This window comes from Flavobacterium sp. 1 (assembly GCF_002797935.1).
Taxonomy (GTDB): Bacteria; Bacteroidota; Bacteroidia; order Flavobacteriales; family Flavobacteriaceae; genus Flavobacterium.
On the sequence record NZ_PGER01000001.1, the window covers coordinates 1938420 to 1958112 of the forward strand.

The following is a 19693-nucleotide window of genomic DNA, read 5'->3' on the forward strand; positions in this document are numbered from 1 at the left end:
TTGATACATAAGTCTTTATAAGTTAAAAAAACAGAATTCGTTTTAAATAAACCATATTATAAAATGACTGAATAATAAAACGATAAATTTTAATAAAAAAATTGCCTATGACGAAATAAAAAAAGTTAAACAGCACATTATTAACTAGTTATATTAAAAAGCATCTAAAAAAATACAATTGAAGTTAATGACAAGAAGTTAAATTCATCTGAACCTACAAAATACAATCTAACTTTTTACATAAAAAATAATTATGGTTCAATTGCATTAAATACCAAAATCAAATCTAAAAAATAAATTAATGAAAAACATTTACTCCATCTTTCTGTATGGAACCTTGTTACTAATTCTCGGGTTTACCCAGCAGATTTCAGCACAACAACCGTTCGTACATCCGGGTATCCCTTTCACCCAGTCCGATTTGGATCAATTGAAAGTTAATATTACCAAGGAACCTTGGCTTTCGGCTTACAATGCATTTAAAAATGACTCAAGATCTAGACTAGACTATTGGATGCGGGGTCCCTTTGCTTCGGTGAGCCGTGCTCCAAACTTGAATAATGACCAATGGAAGAGTGATATGCAAGCCATACACAACCTGGCATTTATGTGGTGGTTTACCGGCGATACTGCTTATGCCCAAAAAGCTACTGATATGCTTGATGCCTGGGCAGTAACAAACACCAGCTGGGGAGGTAATGAATCCATGCTGGATATTGGAGACTATGCCCATTACTGGGCAACTGGTGCCGAAATACTCCGTTATACTTATCCTGGCTGGACCCAAGCAAATACTGAACATGTAGAGAAGTATTTTTCTCAGGTGTTATTCCCTACTTCCTTTGTACCTTATCCATTACGCGATCAGAACAAAGGTGCTATACAGCTAAAAATAGCCCTGGGCGCAGCGGTTTTTTGTAATGATGTCACTAAATTTAATCAGGCGGTGGAAGTCTACAGAATGGATGCAGGTGGAGGTATGCGTAACTCGCTACCCAATGGCGAAGTGGGAGATACAGGCCGCGACGACCACTGGCGTGTGCAGGCCGCAGCTCTGGCCTGGGGCGCAGAAGTTGCCTACAAGCAGAATGTAGATATGTTTTCCGAGTTGGACAATCGAGTATTGGCTATCGGTGAATTATATCATAAATATGCCTTTGACGGAGCTACAATGACCTATGTTCCCTTTGGAGGTTATGCAAGTTATTGGACCGGCTGGGGAATTCAGCCTGGAGCAAGAGTGGGCGATATGACCAATCTTATTTACAGCGCTTATAATGTACGTAAGGGAATACCAACACCTGAAACCGACAGGATGCGAGCTGCTTTGGGTGGTGCCGGAGGTGATTTCTTATATCTAAAATCGTCAGATACTTCTACCGCAGTTAGTTTACCTCCTGTATATTATCCTGCCGATCATGTGCAACCGGTGAACAGCCTAACCAATATAGATATCGGTAATACCGGATTGGCAGGCAGCGCTTCGTTCAATAACGGAATCTGGACGCTTAAAGGTGCCGGAACTTCTACCAGTACTGCCTTCAGTTTCAATTTTAAAAAAGTTAGCGGTGATGCCGGTCTGGTAGTAAAAATAGACAATATGTCGCTCACTACCGGAGGTTGCGGCGTCATGTTACGCGAGTCATTAGCGCCAGGTTCCCCTTTTTGGGATATTTATCTTAACGCTACCGGCGGTGTTGGTAGACATTACCAACCCAAAGCACCTTGGTGGTTAAAAATTGAGCGTGTGGGTACCAGGATATTTACGTATCATTCGCAGGATGGTGTTAATTGGACCAATCTTGGTTGTGCCTATTCTGCAACGGGTTTCCCAACTGATTTGTATGCTGGATTTTATACCATTTCAAATAATGCATCAGTACAGAATACTGCCACGTTCAGTAATGTCGCATTTAGTCAAACCGCAGCAACCGGATCTCCGGAGATCAGCAGTGCTACCACGGCCACAGCTACCATTGGTATGCCTTTTAGCTATAACATCATTGCTAATGCTAATCCATCTTCTTATAATGCCAGCGGATTGCCGGCAGGATTAAGTATCAATACATCTACAGGGGTTATTTCCGGTACAGCTACCGAGTTAGGACAAAACGAAGTTACCATAACTGCTGCCAATGCCAGTGGAACAGGTACAGCCACTTTAATCCTGAAAGTGATTAATAGTGAGGCACCTGTAGCTCCATCGAGTTTACTGGCAAGCATTGTTAACTCTACGCGAATCAGTCTTTCTTGGACAGCTCCCTCTGGCGCTACCAGTTATTCGGTAAAACGTTCGCTTTCTGCTGGTGGACCATATACTATTGTACAATCTGGCATAATCGGTACATCTTATGTAGATGCAATGCCAGAGCCAGAACTCAACAATTATTATGTAGTGACAGCACTAGCTGGAGAACTGGAAAGCGAAATTTCAAATGAGGTTTTTGCATCAGTTCCACCGGCAGTACCTTCTAAACCTGTCATTGTTAACAAAGACCAGCAAATAGATCTAAGCTGGGAACCGGCTTCAGGAGCTAAAACCTATAATGTAAAGCGCAGCGTAGCTATGGGTGGCCCATATACCACTATTGCTTCCGTTACATCAAACTCTTACTCAGACATCAATCTTACTAACGGAAATGCTTATTATTATGTAATTTCTTCAGTTGGTAATACCCAAGAAAGTGGGAATTCGCCAGAAACTTTCGGAGTTGCTGGTTCAAATGCCGTTACTTGGAGTCCTACCCCATCATCAGCAATCTGGAATCAGGCATCTAACTGGGTAGAAGAAGCAGTACCTACAAACCCTGCCATTATAACTTTCAACGCTTCAGCAGAAAGTACTTTAACCAATGACATGACTGGTCTGGAAATTTCCAGAATACTTTTTGATTCTGATGCCAATGCCTATACTATTGGAGGAAACAGTATCACTTTGAAAAGCGACCTTGTCAACAATTCTGCAAGTTATCAAACCATAACTACGCCAGTGGTTTTAAACAACCAATTAAATATAAATACCAATACAGAGGGTATAAGTCTTTCAGGAGGTATCACTGGTACGGGAAGTCTTCTAAAAACCGGAAGCAGACTCCTGTTTATCTCAGGGATTAATACCTATTCGGGCGATACAACCATCAACGGAACTACCGGTGGTTGGCCTCCACAAAATGGAATTGGAATAGCTGGCACCGGAACGGGAACTCAAAGCGTGCCAACTGCTGGTCCTTTAGGAACTGGAAAAATTATCATGAATGGAGGTTCATTATACTCTGAATCGGGAGATGCTACCATTTACAATGATATTGAAGTAACTTCGGGAAAAAAAAGCTACATGTATGAAACCAGTTGGGCGCTGAACCTAAGAGGAAGGCTTATTGGTAGCGGTACATTGGAACACGATGGAAATACCTATGCCGGTTTACATCTTTTGGGAGATAACAGCGGGTTTACAGGAACATTTATATCGAAACTGCGTAGTGGTAACCAAAGGGTACGTTTTGAAGTACCGGAATCAGGAAGCGCCAAAGCACATTGGTTGCTAGATGCAAATGGTGTTGACTGCCATAGCATTCAGTTTCAAACAGGCACCCTGCATTTTGGAGGACTTTCAGGAAGAGGTTATCTGCGTAACAACGTAGGAGGTTCTCCCGTAATCAGTATCGGTGCTTTAAATACCAATTGCTATTTTACAGGAACCTTTGCTAATTTTCTTAATGTAGAAAAAGTGGGGACTGGCGACTTGGCTTTTGCTGGGAATCATGCCTACTCTGGTACCACCACAGTTAAAAAAGGAAGATTCCTTTTGGCAAATAACCCAACCTCAGGTGCTTTTGTCAGCCCTGTAATTGTAGAAGAAGGAATATTTGCCGGATCAGGAAAAAGTACAGCTCCAGCCACCATTGGAACTGGATCAGGATCAGGTGCTATCCTTGAACCAGGATATCTAGGAATAGGTACGCTTACTATAGGAGCACTTACCCTAAATGCAGATGCCACTTATAAAGGAGAAATTAATCTGGATACTGCCATAGGAGACAAAATCAATGCAACTAGTGTAAACTTACTTAACAGTCCTAAATTAACCATAAGCAGTATTGGAAATATACTACCATCGGGAACAGCATATATGCTTATCGATAATACAGGGACAGCGGCTATAACAGGAACCTTTAAGGATTTACCGGAAATGGCCTTACTTAACATAGGAGGTTATAATCTACGCATCACCTATAAAGGGGGAACAGGTAATGATGTACAGTTATTAGACGACCGTACCCTACCAGTTGTTATTACTAGTTCAGCAACAGAAACTACGTTGCTAAACAAACCATTTACTTATACTATTACAGGTATCAAATCCCCGACCAGCTTTAATGCTACTGGATTGCCTGCTGGTTTAAGCATTGACATCACTACGGGTGTAATATCTGGATTACCAACAGAATATGGTATTTTTCCTATTGGATTAACAGCTTCCAACAGCAGTACAACAGGTACTCAAATTTTAACTTTGACAGTACAAGATATTGTAGTAAACAATGTTATAGTGGCATCAGGTGACTCTAAAAACATTATTGAATGGGAACCTATTCAAGATCTCAGCTACAATGTTAAACGCTCTGCTACTTCAGGTGGTCCTTATACGATCGTCGGAACTGTTGCCGGAACAAAATATACTGATACAACGGTCAGTAATGGAACTGCTTATTACTATGTAGTGTCTTCTATTGACAGTACGGGAGAAAATCCTAACAGTACTGAAGTAAAAGCAACTCCAAATATCGGACAAGTTACTTACCTTAAATTTGATGAATTAAGTGGAACACGCAGTATTGATAACTGGGGCGCCAATCATGGTACATTAAACACCACAGCAAATCGCAGTGAGGGTAGAAACGGACAAGCCCTTAAACTGGACGGAACTGCCAGTTCTTATGCTAGCTTACCTACTGGAATTGTGAGCACTTTAGCTGACTATTCAATAACAGCATGGGTAAATATGGATGAGTTGGCTAACTGGATGCGTGTTTTTGACTTTGGAACCGGAACATCTAAGTACATGTTTTTATCCGCACAGGCAGGAGCATCAGGTCAGGTACGTTTTGCAATTAAAAACGGTGGGACAGAACAAGGGATGACTTATAATTATACTACTCCTCTTAAAACCTGGACTCACTTTGCAATTACCCAATCTGGAAGCACTTGTAGCATGTACATTAACGGAGCGTTAGTTGCAACTAATACTGCTGTAACTATTAAACCGTCAGACTTGGGAAGCACTAATCAAAACTATCTGGGTAAATCTCAATGGCCTGACCCAATGTTTAAAGGTGCTATTGATGAGTTCAAGATATACAGTAGAGCATTAAGTACAGCAGAGATTGCTGGAAGTTATTCAAGTCAAACTCTAACCCTAAATCCAATTGCCCAAAAAGTAATGGGTGACGATGATTTTGACCCTTCTGCTACCACTTCTTCAGGTCTTCCTGTAACTTATACCAGTTCAAACGAAGCTGTGGCAACCATTGTAAATGGCAAAGTCCATATTGTTTCTACCGGAACTGCAACTATTACTGCTTCACAGGCAGGAAATAGCGTATACTGGCCAGCACCATCACAAGCAAAAGTTTTGACGGTTGTTCTTACAAACGACACACAACTCACTGCTTTGATTAGTAAACCATTTACTTATACCATTAGTAACAAAGCATTAAGCAATTTTACTGCAACAGGCTTACCTACTGGTTTAACTGTTGACAGCGTTACAGGGATAATATCAGGCACTCCTACACAATTCGGTGTTTTTACTGTAACCTTAACTGCGACTAACGGTAGCAATACAGGTTCGCAAACAATAACTTTAACAGTACAAAACAATGTAGTAAGCAATGTTATTGTGGCATCTGGTGATGCTAAAAATATCATCGAATGGGATCCTATTCAGAATTTTAGCTATAACATCAAACGTGCTACTACATCTGGTGGACCTTATACTATTATCGGAAATACTGCCAGTACAAAATATACTGATACTTCGATTAGTAATGGTACCATTTATTACTATGTAGTTTCTTCTGTTGATGGCACTACAGAAAATTCTTCCAGCACCGAAGTGGTGGCAACTCCTAATACAGGACAAATTACTTACCTGAAATTTGATGAACAAAGTGGAACTCGTGCTATTGACAACTGGGGAGCTAACCATGGAACATTGGCATCCACAGCTACTAGAGCTACAAGTAAATACAGTCAGGCACTTAAACTGGATGGAACAGCCAATGCTTATGCTACGTTGCCAACTGGAATTGTAAGTACACTAAATGATTTTACCATATCATCATGGGTAAAAATGGATGCTTTGGCTAACTGGATGCGCGTTTTTGACTTCGGAACAGGAACATCAAAATATATGTTTTTATCCGTTCAAACGGGAAGTGCAGGTTCGATTCGTTATGCTATTAAAAACGGAGGCTCAGAACAGGGTATTACCTATAATTTTGCCACTCCCCTTAACACTTGGACACACTTTGCAGTTACCCAGTCAGGAAATACCTGTCGTATATATATTAATGGAACTTTAGTGGCAACGAATACCGGTATCACTATAAAACCTTCAACGATAGGCAGTACAAATCAAAACTATTTGGGTAAATCTCAATGGCCTGATCCAATGTTTAAAGGCTCAATTGATGAATTTAAAATTTACAACAAAGCTTTAAGTGCCTCTGAGATTGCCGAAAGTGCTAAATCAAGTCAAACTATAGCTCTAAGTACTGTTGCTCAAAAAGAGATGGGTACTCCTGATTTTTCTCCTGCAACAGCAACTTCAGGACTGGCTGTTAGTTATACCAGTTCAAATACAGCTGTAGCAAGTATAGTAGACGGAAAGCTGCATATTGTTGCTCCTGGAACCTCAACTATTACCGCTACGCAGGCAGGAAATACAGATTACAATGCTGCACCAACCCATACGCAAGTTTTAACGGTAGTAAAAAAAGAACAAACTATTAGTTTTGCTTCAATTGGAGCTAAATCTATCAGCGATGCTGATTTTGATGCTGGAGCGACTACATCTTCAGGACTTCCTGTAACATATAGCAGTTCAAATACCGCTGTAGCAACAATTGTGGACAACAAAATTCATATTACAGGTGCAGGTTCTGCTGTAATCACTGCTTCACAAGTGGGTAATGACATCTACAATGCTGCGACTTCAGTAACACAACAGTTAACTGTTAATAAAGAGTATTATTTAGATGCAGATAAAGATGGTTTTGGTTCAACAACTACCGCTTTATTCCCGGTAAACGAAGCACCTGAAGGTTATGCTATCAACAATACCGATTGTAATGATAGCGATGCGACTGTTCATGAACCAATCCAATATTATGTAGATGCTGACAAGGATGGATTCGGATCGACTACAACAGCAATGTTGTGTTCATCAATTGCTCCTGAAGGTTATGCTACCAACAATACCGATTGTAATGATAGCGATGCGACTGTTCATCAGCCAATCCAATATTATGTAGATGCTGACAAGGATGGATTCGGATCGACTACAACAGCAATGTTGTGTTCATCAATTGCTCCTGAAGGTTATGCTACCAACAATACCGATTGTAATGATAGCGATGCGACTGTTCATCAGCCAATTCAATATTATGTAGATGCAGACAAGGATGGATTTGGATCGACTACAACAGCAATGTTGTGTTCATCAATTGCTCCTGAAGGTTATGCTATTAACAATACCGATTGTAATGATAGCGATGCGACTGTTCATGAACCAATCCAATATTATATAGATGCTGACAAGGATGGATTCGGATCAACTACAACAACAATGTTGTGTTCATCAATTGCTCCTGAAGGTTATGCTATTAACAATACCGATTGTAATGATAGCGATGCGACTGTTCATCAGCCAATTCAATATTATGTAGATACCGACAAGGATGGATTTGGATCGACCGCAACAGCAATGTTGTGCGCATCAGTTGCTCCTCAAGGTTATGCTACCAACAACACTGATTGTGATGATAGCGATGCGACTGTTCATCAGCCAATTCAATATTATGTAGATGCCGATAAGGATGGATTCGGGTCAACTGCAACAGCAATGTTATGCGCATCAGTTGCTCCTCAAGGTTATGCTACCAACAACACTGATTGTGATGACAGCAAAATTTTATATGCTGATAACGATGGAGATGGATTAGGTTCAAATACTCTTGCAGCCTGTGGTGTAACTAACCATACGGATTGTGACGATACCAATGCGTTTCAATTGACAGCAACGATTCCAAATGTGTATGCCCTTAACGCTGCTGTAGATGAGAAAAACACCATCTATATTGGTTATGGACCATCATTTCTTAGCATTACAGCGACTCCCGCTGGAGGAACAGCTCCTTACACTTATTTATGGAGTACAAACCAAACAGCGCAAACCATCTCGGTATCAGCTGTAGGAACATATACTGTGATAGTAACTGATACTAAAGGTTGTCAAACAACGGCTTCTATCGTGATAAAAACGATAAATGTACAGTGTGGCAACTCTAATGATAAAGTTATGGTTTGTCATAATAATAAAGAAATTTGTGTAAGTCCCAATTCGGTTCAATCGCATTTGGATCACGGTGACAAACTAGGTTCTTGCACAGCTTCGGCTAGAATAGAAAGCAAAAACAATGGTAAAACCTCGAATACAGAAAATCAAAATACTGCTAAAGATGTAACAGTTTATCCTAATCCTGTTACCAGCCTATTGAATGTAAAAGTAAGTGAAGTCCGTAGCGGTGCTACACTTGAACTATACAATTCATTAGGAATGAAATTGCAGTCCCAAACTTTGACCAGTACTTTAGAAGTGGTGTCTTTGGATAAATTGCCTACCGGAATGTATTTCTTGAACATCAAAAATGGTAATGAAATTACCGTGAAAAAGATCATCAAAGAATAACGGATTCTTTTCTGAAAACAATAAACCAGCTCTTGTGAAAACTTGAGCTGGCTTTTTTTTCTATTACGTGCTGAAATAAAAAATATTCAAAATCTATCCGATAACATTCTAAGTATAGCCTTTCTATTATGAAACCAACTTTTATAAAGAAAAAATCTGCTAAATTATTTTCAAATAAGTCTAAAGAAAACAATCTGTTTTGCTTTTGTCTTGCACTTAAAAATATTAGTAATAGTTAGGTTTCAATAATTAAAAATTTATTATTTTGTAATAGAACCAAAAACCTCAAATTCAGCCAGTTTTGCTGATTCCCCCTCAGGTAATTTGGTAAAAGTTACTCTTATAAAACGTCCAAATATTTTTTCATTTATATTTTCAATACGGATTCTATCTGTTGAAGTCGTTTTGGATTGGTCGATTACTAACTTCCAGTTATTATCAGCATCTAATGTTTCAATTTTATAGCCGAAACTAGCCTCTTCCGGAAAGGTCAGTTTCACTTGAACAATATCAACATTTCGTTCCAAATCCACTTGCCACCAGTTCCCAATATCGGTATTGGCGGCCTGCCAAAAAGAATTCAGATTACCATCGCCAACTAAACTAGGAGAACGACCTGGAGCTTCACTACTGGTTCGCGTTGGATTATCAAGACCGAAACTGCTAGTGCTTTCTTTTGCCTCTTTTCCTGTAAAACGTACATACGGATGCTCAGTCACAGCAGGAGTTTTCCCTTCCGTAAATAAAGGCAATCCTTTTGTTTTTATTTTTATAATGGCATCTTTCAAACCAGGTGAAGTGGCACGAATAACCGTTTCTCCACCAAAATATGAACGAAATTCAGTAGCGGCTAATCCATCAATAATCTCAATATCCGACTTGGGATCGAAAGTAATAGAAGTACCTGTGGGAAATTCTCCCGGACCAGATTCAATGCTTAATTTGACAGAGGCTGAATTGCTAATTCCTCTTCCATTTGCATCCACAATATTAACAAGCAAATAGGCGTCATCTGTGCCATCATTTGTAATCAGCGTTTTATCTGTAATCAGTTTAATCGCAGCACCTATCCCTTCCTCTCTCTCAGGTGGAGCCGGTACTCCTGTATATTCATTTCTATACCAGTAAAATAATCTTTTAGGAATACGGGCATAATCGACAATCCCCATCGAGCCAAATCGCTTTCCGGCGACACTCCCATGATCAAAACCGCACCAAATAGCTTCACCACTTCGCCACTCGTAATGCCATGGATATTTTTGACTTTTATCCTGATTTTCTCCAAGAGGCAAATCACCCCAACCCGGTATATATTTCCCAGGACGGAAACCTTCTGTAGATCCATATTCACTCACCACACTGGCTACTCCCGGATTAATAAAAAGACGCGCTCCGTCGCCATTATAACCTGCCACATCACCAATTTTATCCATTTCTCCACGCTGGCATCCGCCAATAGCCACCGGACGCGTAGGATCTAGCTGGTGTCCTAATTCGACTTCTTTTTTCAACAATTCACGTGTTTGATCTAATGTTTCTTTGGTTGTAAAGAACGGTTCATTGCTGGTACTCCATACAATAACAGAAGGATGATTACGATGAATTCGAATCATGTCTCTTAACTGTTCCAAAACACTTTGGTCAAATGCGGCCCAATCATCGGGATTTGTTGGATAGGCATTACTCCCTTCATAATCCCCTTCAGTTCGTGAACCTCCGGAACCCCAAAATGGAGTTTCAGACCAAAATAACATTCCTTCCTTATCACAGGCTTCGACAAAAGCAGGATCATGCGGATAATGAGACCCACGAATAAAATCAAATCCGGCCTCTTTCATCATTTTGATATCTCGCAAAAAAGCATTGTTGGTCACCGCATCACCCCAACCCGCTCTGTCCTGATGTACATTGGCACCCTTGAAATAGAAGCGTTTCCCATTCAGGAAAAATCCTTTATCGGCAGTAAACTTAATACTACGGAAACCCAATGGAGAAATAAAATCATCTACTGCTTTACCATTGACAAGCACGATTGTTTTTACCGAATAAAGATTTGGTGTTTTTGGACTCCATAGCTTAGGATTTTTTATTTGATTACTGGTTTGGTCAAAAATAATGGTTTGACCTGCCGCAATGGTTTTGACAGATGAAAATTCTGTTACTTTCTTTCCATTAAAATCCAGTATTGTCGTTTTAACAGTAGTCAAAACTTCAATGTTTTTTTCATTGACAACCTCCGTTTTTACATTTACCGTTGCCAAATCTTTAGAAACAATTGGAGTCGTAACAAAAGTGCCGTACCACGCAACGTGCAATGGATCGCTAACAACCAGTTTCACGTCACGATAAATTCCTCCACTGAAAACGTGTTCTCCGGCACGCGGTGCAACACGGGAATCCCAAAGATTATTAAGTCTGACCGCAACCGTATTCTGCCCTTTTTTAATGGCATTGGTAATATCAATTTCAAAACCAGTATACCCTGAATTGTGTTTTCCAACTAATTTTCCATTGACATAAATTGCTGCGGTTCGATAGGCACCTTCAAAATCAAGGCTAACTCTTTTCCCAATCCACTCTTCCGGAATAGTAATATTTTTACGATACCAACCATATCCTTTATAAAACTTGGCCGACTGATAATATGGCATGCTGAACGAATGTGGAATTCCAATATTATCCCATTTTGAATCATCGAAGGCAGGTTCTTCCGCTCCGGAATAATCCCCCAACTTGAATTTCCATTCTCTATTGATGTTGATGTTTTTTCTGATTGTTTGTGCATTTATAGTAGTTTGAAAAACTATAAACATCATAAACAAAATAATATTTTTGATTAATTTCATAGAATGTTTTTTATTAAGAATTAATAACATGAATATTAAATTTGACTTTCACCAAACAATGTAACCTTCCTGTTTTTTTTCAGTTTGATTGAATTGATTTAATATTTTCAGTACCAATCATCCATTTTTCCCGAAGTCTTTTAGCTTCTTTGTTCGTAATGGACATGACTGTTCCATGGCGCGGATGAAAGTCCATTGTCACTTGTTCATCAATTACCTTGAAATTTTCAAGATCATCGCTTTTGGTAAATTGGAACTGCCCCTTTCTGTACACATCATACATTAAAATCCAGGAATCCAAATTATTTAGTTTAAAAACGCAGGATCCTTCAACTGATTCCGTAGTTTGCTGTAGCGGTTTGTCCTGCTTTAGATAACCTTCCGTCAGTTGGTTCGATACCGCTTTTTTGATTCCATTCAGATTACCCTCATCCTTGTAAAACAAGTGATATTTACCTTTATAGTAAATAATATCGCCATCAATACAAGCTTTGTTATTGGGTTCGAAAAACAGTTGCTTGGGTTCGGTTTCGAGTGCCGTGAAGCCTTTATTTGCATAGGCATAATAGATTTTATCAGGTTCATTCCCAGATCGCATTGACCAGTAAATCATGTATTTCTTTTTTACAGAATCATAAATTGTTTGAGGAGCCCATACACGATTTACTGATTTAAACGCTAAAAATGTATTAGGAACATTAATTATAGTAGATTTCCAGTCTAATAAATTAGTTGATTTGAGCAAGACCAATCCCCTGTTTGAATCCCATCCTTTGGCAGCGACCATATCTGTAGCCACCATGTAGAATGTTTTGCCATCAATAGCACGCATAATATGTGGATCGCGAATTCCCCCGCTTTCACTAATTTTCTCTGAACTTAAAATAGGCTGATTATGATTTAATGCCTTAAAATTATATCCATCATTGCTCAAAGCAAATCGAATTTGCTCTTCATCTTTACTACTACTTGCCGTAAAATAAACAAAGAGGTAAGAACTATATTTATTTTTCGTTGAGTTGAGTTTATCCTTTATGTTTTCCGTATTTGTTTTTTGTTGACCATATATAGTCATTAACATACATAAAGTAAACGAGATACTCAATCCAATTTTTCTATACATTTCCATTTGATTAGAATTATTTTAGATTCTTGATATAATAATTTTCATGATGTAGAATTCAGCAAAATTTCTATTTAAAATCTTCTGGCGACAAAATTCTTATTTGATTCTTTTGAAAAATGAAATCAACAATTTTTCCATTATAACGAACTTTACACGCTGTACCGCCAACGCTTTTTATTCTTACTGTTTTCATTAACTTATTTTCCCAAATAACATCTATCCCAAAGCCTCCTCTTGCCCGTAGTCCTTTTACAGAACCATTTACCCAAGCATCCGGTAAAGCAGGCAACAAATCAATAACACCTGTCTGGCTTTGCAATAACATTTCGGTTAGACCTGCAGTTGCTCCAAAGTTTCCATCAATTTGAAAAGGAGGATGTGCATCAAAAAAATTAGGGTAAGTACCTCCACCAGTTACGCCGCCTTTCTGGTCATCAGTGTATTTTAAAATATCACGGAGCATCTTATAAGCGTGATTCCCATCTCTTAATCTTGCCCAAAAATTGATTTTCCAAGCCTTGCTCCAGCCCGTTCCTTCGTCACCTCTAAGTTCTAATGATTTTTTACAAGCTTCCGCAAAATCCGGTGTAGTGATTGGAGAAATCTGGCGTCCAGGATGCAAGCCGAATAATTGCGAAGCGTGACGCTGACGAGGGGTTGATTCTTCGTACTCTTCACTCCACTCCAGTAATTGTCCCTTGCTTCCGATTTTAAGAGGTAATAATTTTGCTCGTTTTTCAATTAATCGGTCACGAAATTCAGCATCAATATTGAGAACTTTTGAAGCTTCAATTAGATTGGTAAACAAATCCCAACAAATAGACATATCCATAGTTGAAGCTACAGTTACACCATAATTTTTTCCGTTTACACGAAATTCATTTTCTGGAGATGTAGATGGAGCGGTTACCAAATAACCGTTTTTTTCTATCAGCCAATCAAAACAAAAGAGAGCCGCCTCTTTCATCACGGGATAAGCTTTGGTTCTTAAATACTCTTTGTCTCCCGTAAAACTATAATGCTCCCAAAGGTGTTGGCAAAGCCAAGTTCCGCCCATATACCAATTGGCCCAGGTTGGAGCACCATCTCCCTTATCACCAACCGCATTACTCAATCCCCATATATCAGAATTATGATGTGCGACCCAACCTCTAGCTTTATAGTATTCATTTGCTGTAACCTTTCCAGTCTTCGACAAATCAGTAATCCAATCCAACAACGGTTCATGCATTTCAGAAAGGTTGGTTTGTTCTGCCAACCAATAATTCATTTGAGTATTAATATTTATAGTGTAATTAGAACTCCAAGGCGCACGCATTTCTTTATTCCAAATCCCTTGCAGATTAGCAGGGCGTCCTCCTGAACGAGAAGATGAAATCAATAAATAACGGCCGTATTGGTAAAAAAGCCGCTCCAACTGAGGATCAGATGCGCCATTAGTATACGCTTTGAGACGCTCATCAGAGGGCAATGACAACTGGTTAGCATCAGTTTTATTGTTTGACAAATCAAGATTTACCCGATTAAAATACTTCTGAAAATCATCAAGGTGTTTCTTCTTTAAATTATTGTACGATAATTTTAATGCATTTTTCAAGAGATTCGAAGCAATTGCTTTTTCATCTTTTCCTTGTGAATCGGGACATTTGTCAAAACCATTAAAACTGGTCGCGGCAGTTAGATAAAGAATTACTTCCGATGCATTATTGATATGGAGACCTTCAGCATCAGCTTTTATGAAACCATCTTTGAGAACCGCTTTTAGATTGGATTGAAAACGCATTCCGTTGCATCCTGATGTATCTGCCCATAAAATAGGCTCACGTCCTTTAGGATTAAAATAACTTGGATCAACACGGCTTGGCGCTTTTCCATTCATAACCAACAGATTATTGCTTTTAGCAATCACGGATTTGGTCAAAAGACTGCTTAAATTAATGTCAAGCGTAAGCGATTTTGATTTGGATGCCATAATACGTATTGTCATTACATTATTAGGAGCAGAAATAAAAATTTCACGAACATATTCGACATTATTAACCGTAAAACGTGTTGTTGATAATGCGTTGTTCAAACTTAAATCCCTATAATATTGAGTTGGTTGAGCACCTTTAAAATCTTGTTTAATGACCAAATCGCCCAATGGCAAAAAACTTTCACTATAATAACCCTGCATTTTTTTGCATAAATCAGTGGCAAGCTGGTAATCGTTATTTTTCAATGCCTCACGAATCGGTTCCAAATATTGATTGGCTTCAGGATTGACATTTTTTTTCATCGGACCACCAGACCACAATGAACCTTCGTTGAGTTGAATCAGTTCTTTTTCTACTCCCCCAAACACCATTGCTCCTATCTGTCCGTTTCCTACAGGCAATGCTTCAACCCACTGTGATGCAGGTTTATTATACCAAAGCTTTAGATTTTGCTGAGCTAAACTAGTAACCGAGACAAATAAAAGCGCTAATCCAATAATTACTTTTTTCATTATAAAAATTTTATTTATTGAATGATTCTTATGTTAATAATTCAATATTTAGACTAATCTAAACTACTTCTGCTTAAAAACCGTTTCCTGCAATTCTTCTAATGATTTTCCTTTAGTTTCTGGCATTATGAAGATTACAAAAAACAACTACATACTAATATTATTTATTCATCCAAGTAAAAGTATTAACAGATTTTCTTTTCATTTTTATTTTAACGATTTTCCCATTGACTGAAACACTAATATCTTTATCAGCATCATCAGTATTAACGTATATTAGTATCACCTCCCCGTTTGGATTAATAAAAGCTAAATGTTCTTTACCTCCTGTTGTTTTCAATCGAAATGCTCCTGGTAACACATAATGACTCAAATGTTTCATTAAATAATATTCAGGATTATATTTCACTTCTTTGGTTTCTTTATTTATTGAAATCATCATATTCTGATTCCATCCCCAAGTACTTTTTCCCGAATTATCAAGTACCATATTCCAATACATATAACTATTTGTTCCATTATTAAGGTAATGATTGATTAATGACCAAGTATACTCTGCCGAATTCCAGTTATTCTCTCCATTCCCACATTCAGACTCAGTTTGCATTATAGGATAATTAGGATACTCGCTGTGAATAGTCGGAATAGATTGTTTTGCATCCCACTGTACGCCTATTCCTTTGATATATGATGCAGCATCTTTGTTATTTAAAACCGTACGCATAAAGTTAGGATCGGAACTATTAACCGTTCCCAACCATATTTCCGTATTAAGAGAATCCTGTTTGAATTGAGGTCCCAAAAACCTCCCTACAAAATATGCCATATCATCTGGTCGCCATGTGCAGCTTTGCCAGTGGGGTTGATAAACCGGCTCATTTTGTACCATCACCCTAGAAATATCAATTCCTTCCTCTTTGTACGCCTTAACAAACTTAGAAAAATACAAACCATATGCTGATAAATACCTGTCTTCCATTTTAAATGCTGTTGCATTATTTGATATTTTCATTCCAGGAAGCATTTGCTTTACATTGCTTACCCCCATAGCATAGTGATTATTTACTTTCATCCATACTGGCGGACTCCAAGGTGAGGCCCATATCTTTATATCTGGATTAATTTTTTTGGCCGCTTTTATATATGGAATCATTATGTAACGATCTCTGTCTATATTAAAATTTTTCATTTCAAAATCTTCAGGAACGTCATTATACGAATAATAACTTAATGAATAATCGTTTGAACCTAATGGTATGCGACACAAAGTAAAATTAGCTCCTTCTTTAGAAAATAAATTTTTAAGAATTTTATTTTTTTCTGTTTCAGACAAACTCAACAAAGCCTCCCAGCCCAATTCATTAAAACAAGCTCCAAAACCTTCAATCTGTTGTAATTTCTCATCAGAATAAATATTGATATCCGATTTATCTAGAGATGGATTAAAATCCAATTTAGCTCCTTTAGACCAAGCTTCTGTTTGGGTGGTATAAGTCCACGAAATTTTTTGAGATTTAACACTTAATGTAACAACAAGCAATAAAGCAAGTAAAATGTGTTTTTTCATTTTTCAAAGCGATTTAATTTTGTTTTATTATATTAATAATTTAAACTATATTCTGATAATCTATTTTTTAAAAACCGTTTCCTGCAATTCTTCTAATGATTTTCCTTTCGTTTCTGGCATCATAAAAATTACAAAAAGTAATTGGAAAACCATCATCACCGCAAAAATTAAAAACACCGTTCCTGCCCCAATGGTCGAGAATAAAAACGGTACCATTGATGGTATAATGGCTGCCAACACCCAGTGTGTTGAAGAACCGAATGCCTGTCCGCTGGCGCGTAAGTGATTTGGGAAAATTTCAGAAATAAATACCCAAATTACTGCACCTTGACCAATGGCGTGTGAAGCGATGAACATAAATAAGAAAATAGGCACTGCCATTCCTTGCCATTTTAGAAAAAAAGCTAACGAAACTAAGCCAAGAGAAATAATGTATCCTATAGATCCAATAAACATAAGCACTTTACGCCCTAAAACATCAATCAAAAAGACTCCAAAAAGAGTAAACACTAAGTTGGTAAAACCAATTCCGATACTGCTCATCAAAGCTGCGCTCTCTTCTAATCCTGCTTCTGCAAAAATTCTTGGCGCATAATACAAAAACGCATTAATACCCGAAAATTGATTGAATATCGCGATTAAAAAAGCTAGCATCAATGGAAATCGATACTTCTTTAAAAAGATAGTTTCCCCTTTTATATGATGCTCTTCACCACTCTGAAGTTCGTCCATTAAATCCTCAATTTTGGCATCAGGATTAATTTGTACCAATACTAATTTAGCTTCTTCATTTCTTGATTGTGATACTAACCATCTTGGACTTTCAGGAATAGCAAATACTATAATCGTGTAAAAGAAAGAGGGGAATGCCATAACTCCTATCATCCAGCGCCAAGCATTTTCACCAACATCCCTCAATAAATAATTCGACAAAAAAGCCACTAAAATTCCCAATACAATATTAAATTGATATAAAGACACCAAACGTCCTCTGTCTTTTGCGGGTGCAATTTCGGATACATAAGCGGGTGCTGCAATGGTAGAAGCTCCAATTCCTAATCCCCCTAAAAATCTAAAAAAAGCAAATGTATACGGATCATTAGCTAAAGCGGAACCAATTGCCGAAATCAGAAACAAAACTCCAATTGCAATCAAAGTCTTTTTTCTTCCAAGCTTATTAGTAGGAATTCCTCCAAAAATAGCTCCTATTACTGTTCCCCACAATGCCATAGCCATGACTACCGAACCATGAAAAACATCAGAAGTATGCCATAATTCTTGTAATTTTTTATCGGCACCCGAAATTACAACGGTATCAAAACCGAATAAAAAACCAGCTAAAGCAGCTGTAATAGACCATAAAAGTATCTTTTTCATAATTGTTTAATTATTTTGATAGTAAAAAATTCCGTTTAAAGATGAATTGCTTATCAACTCAAGATTAATTTCTAATTATTTTTTTAAAGCAATTTCCTTATTGATTTGAAAGGGAGCTAAAATATTTTTCCCCTCTTTTAGTTTTTTCAAACGAATTAAAGCTTCTATATAATAATAATCGGCATAGATGATAGAATAATCAATTTCACTTTTATTCGGATAATGTCCTGTTGAATGCAATAAAAATGAAGGATTGACATTAGCACTTTGGTACTTTGAACTTGATAATTCTGCCAGCATTCCCTCAGCTTTATTCAAATACATTTTAGCTAATGCTTTATCTTTGGTGTAAGTTGATAATTCAATTAATCCAGAAGCAACAAGCGCTGCAGCCGAAGCATCTCTAGGTTCTTTAGTAACATTTGGTGCATCAAAATCCCAATACGGAATTAAATCTTTTGGCAAGCGATCCAGATAGACTTTGGTTACTTTATGAGCAAAATCTAAAAATTTAGGATCTTTAGTTTCTCTATAGACCATCGTATAACCATAAATCGCCCAACCCTGACCTCGTGCCCACATCGAATCATCTGAATACCCCTGATGTGTGATTGCTTTTATTTTTTTGCCTGTAACAGTATCATAGACTACCACATGATAAACTGAATAATCTTTTCTGAATTGGTTTTTCTTCGTAGTCTCAGCGTGCTTTACGGCCATGTCATATAATGCTTTACCGCCTCCCATTTTTGAAGCTTCAAATAACATTTCGAGATTTATCATATTATCAATTATCGTATTGTGAGGCCAATTCTTTTCTTTCACCATACCCGGCCAAGATAAAATTGTACCTACCTTAGGATTGAATAAAGTTGCCAAAGTATCAGCTGTTTTAAGAATAATATTTTTATAGTCTTGATTTTTAGTCAATCGAAAACCATTACCAAAACTACAATACACCTGAAAACCTAAATCATGATCGGTCGCAGAACGCACAGACAATGGTGTTAAAAAACGAGAGTATTTATCCGCTCTTTGCCTCCAAATAGTATTTCCTGTATATTCATATAAATACCATAAAACACCAGGCCAAAACCCACTGGTCCAATCCTCATAGCCTACATAATTCCAATCCTTAGCACCTGGAGCAATATTTCTGGGGATAGCTAATGCATCAGGTGCTGCAGATATGGTCTTGCTAGCTTGTGCCACACAATACGCTAGATTTTTATCTACTTCAAAAACTTTTGGTTTCTTGTTTTGGCAACTAGCTATTGCAATTGTCATTGTCATGGCAAAAAATAATATTTTTTTCATT

The 19693-nt window shown here is 37.9% G+C and carries 7 protein-coding genes; 1 reads left to right on the forward strand and 6 read right to left on the reverse strand.

Translation table 11 applies throughout. The annotated features are described in order from the left end of the window. Nucleotides 1–301 precede the first annotated feature (301 nt). A complete protein-coding gene (locus tag CLU83_RS07900) occupies nucleotides 302–8971 on the forward strand; it encodes a LamG-like jellyroll fold domain-containing protein (RefSeq protein WP_100431099.1) in 8670 nt (2889 codons plus the stop codon). Between the two features lie 260 nt (nucleotides 8972–9231). Here the strand turns inward: CLU83_RS07900 and CLU83_RS07910 are convergent, their stop codons facing one another. The 6 genes from CLU83_RS07910 to CLU83_RS07935 all read right to left on the reverse strand — a co-directional run bounded on the left by CLU83_RS07910 (nucleotide 9232) and on the right by CLU83_RS07935 (nucleotide 19692). Continuing rightward, entirely contained in the window at nucleotides 9232–11817 is a 2586-nt protein-coding gene (locus CLU83_RS07910; RefSeq protein WP_100433669.1) for a glycoside hydrolase family 2 TIM barrel-domain containing protein, read from the reverse strand. A gap of 79 nt (nucleotides 11818–11896) precedes the next feature. After that, on the reverse strand, nucleotides 11897–12946 hold the full coding sequence (locus tag CLU83_RS07915; protein ID WP_198512271.1) for a glycoside hydrolase family 43 protein: 1050 nt from the start codon (nucleotides 12944–12946) through the stop codon (nucleotides 11897–11899). Nucleotides 12947–13010: 64 nt separating this feature from the next. Continuing rightward, nucleotides 13011–15431: a glycoside hydrolase N-terminal domain-containing protein gene (locus CLU83_RS07920; protein ID WP_100431101.1), complete on the reverse strand. Its 2421-nt coding sequence runs from the start codon at nucleotides 15429–15431 to the stop codon at nucleotides 13011–13013. Nucleotides 15432–15591: 160 nt separating this feature from the next. Beyond that, complete coding sequence (locus CLU83_RS07925; RefSeq protein ID WP_100431102.1) at nucleotides 15592–16998, reverse strand: glycoside hydrolase family 30 beta sandwich domain-containing protein; 1407 nt, start codon at nucleotides 16996–16998, stop codon at nucleotides 15592–15594. 60 nt (nucleotides 16999–17058) lie between these two features. Further along, on the reverse strand, nucleotides 17059–18375 hold the full coding sequence (locus CLU83_RS07930; RefSeq protein WP_100431103.1) for a sugar porter family MFS transporter: 1317 nt from the start codon (nucleotides 18373–18375) through the stop codon (nucleotides 17059–17061). Nucleotides 18376–18450: 75 nt separating this feature from the next. Then, entirely contained in the window at nucleotides 18451–19692 is a 1242-nt protein-coding gene (locus CLU83_RS07935; protein WP_198512272.1) for a glycoside hydrolase family 88 protein, read from the reverse strand. Nucleotide 19693 lies beyond the last annotated feature (1 nt).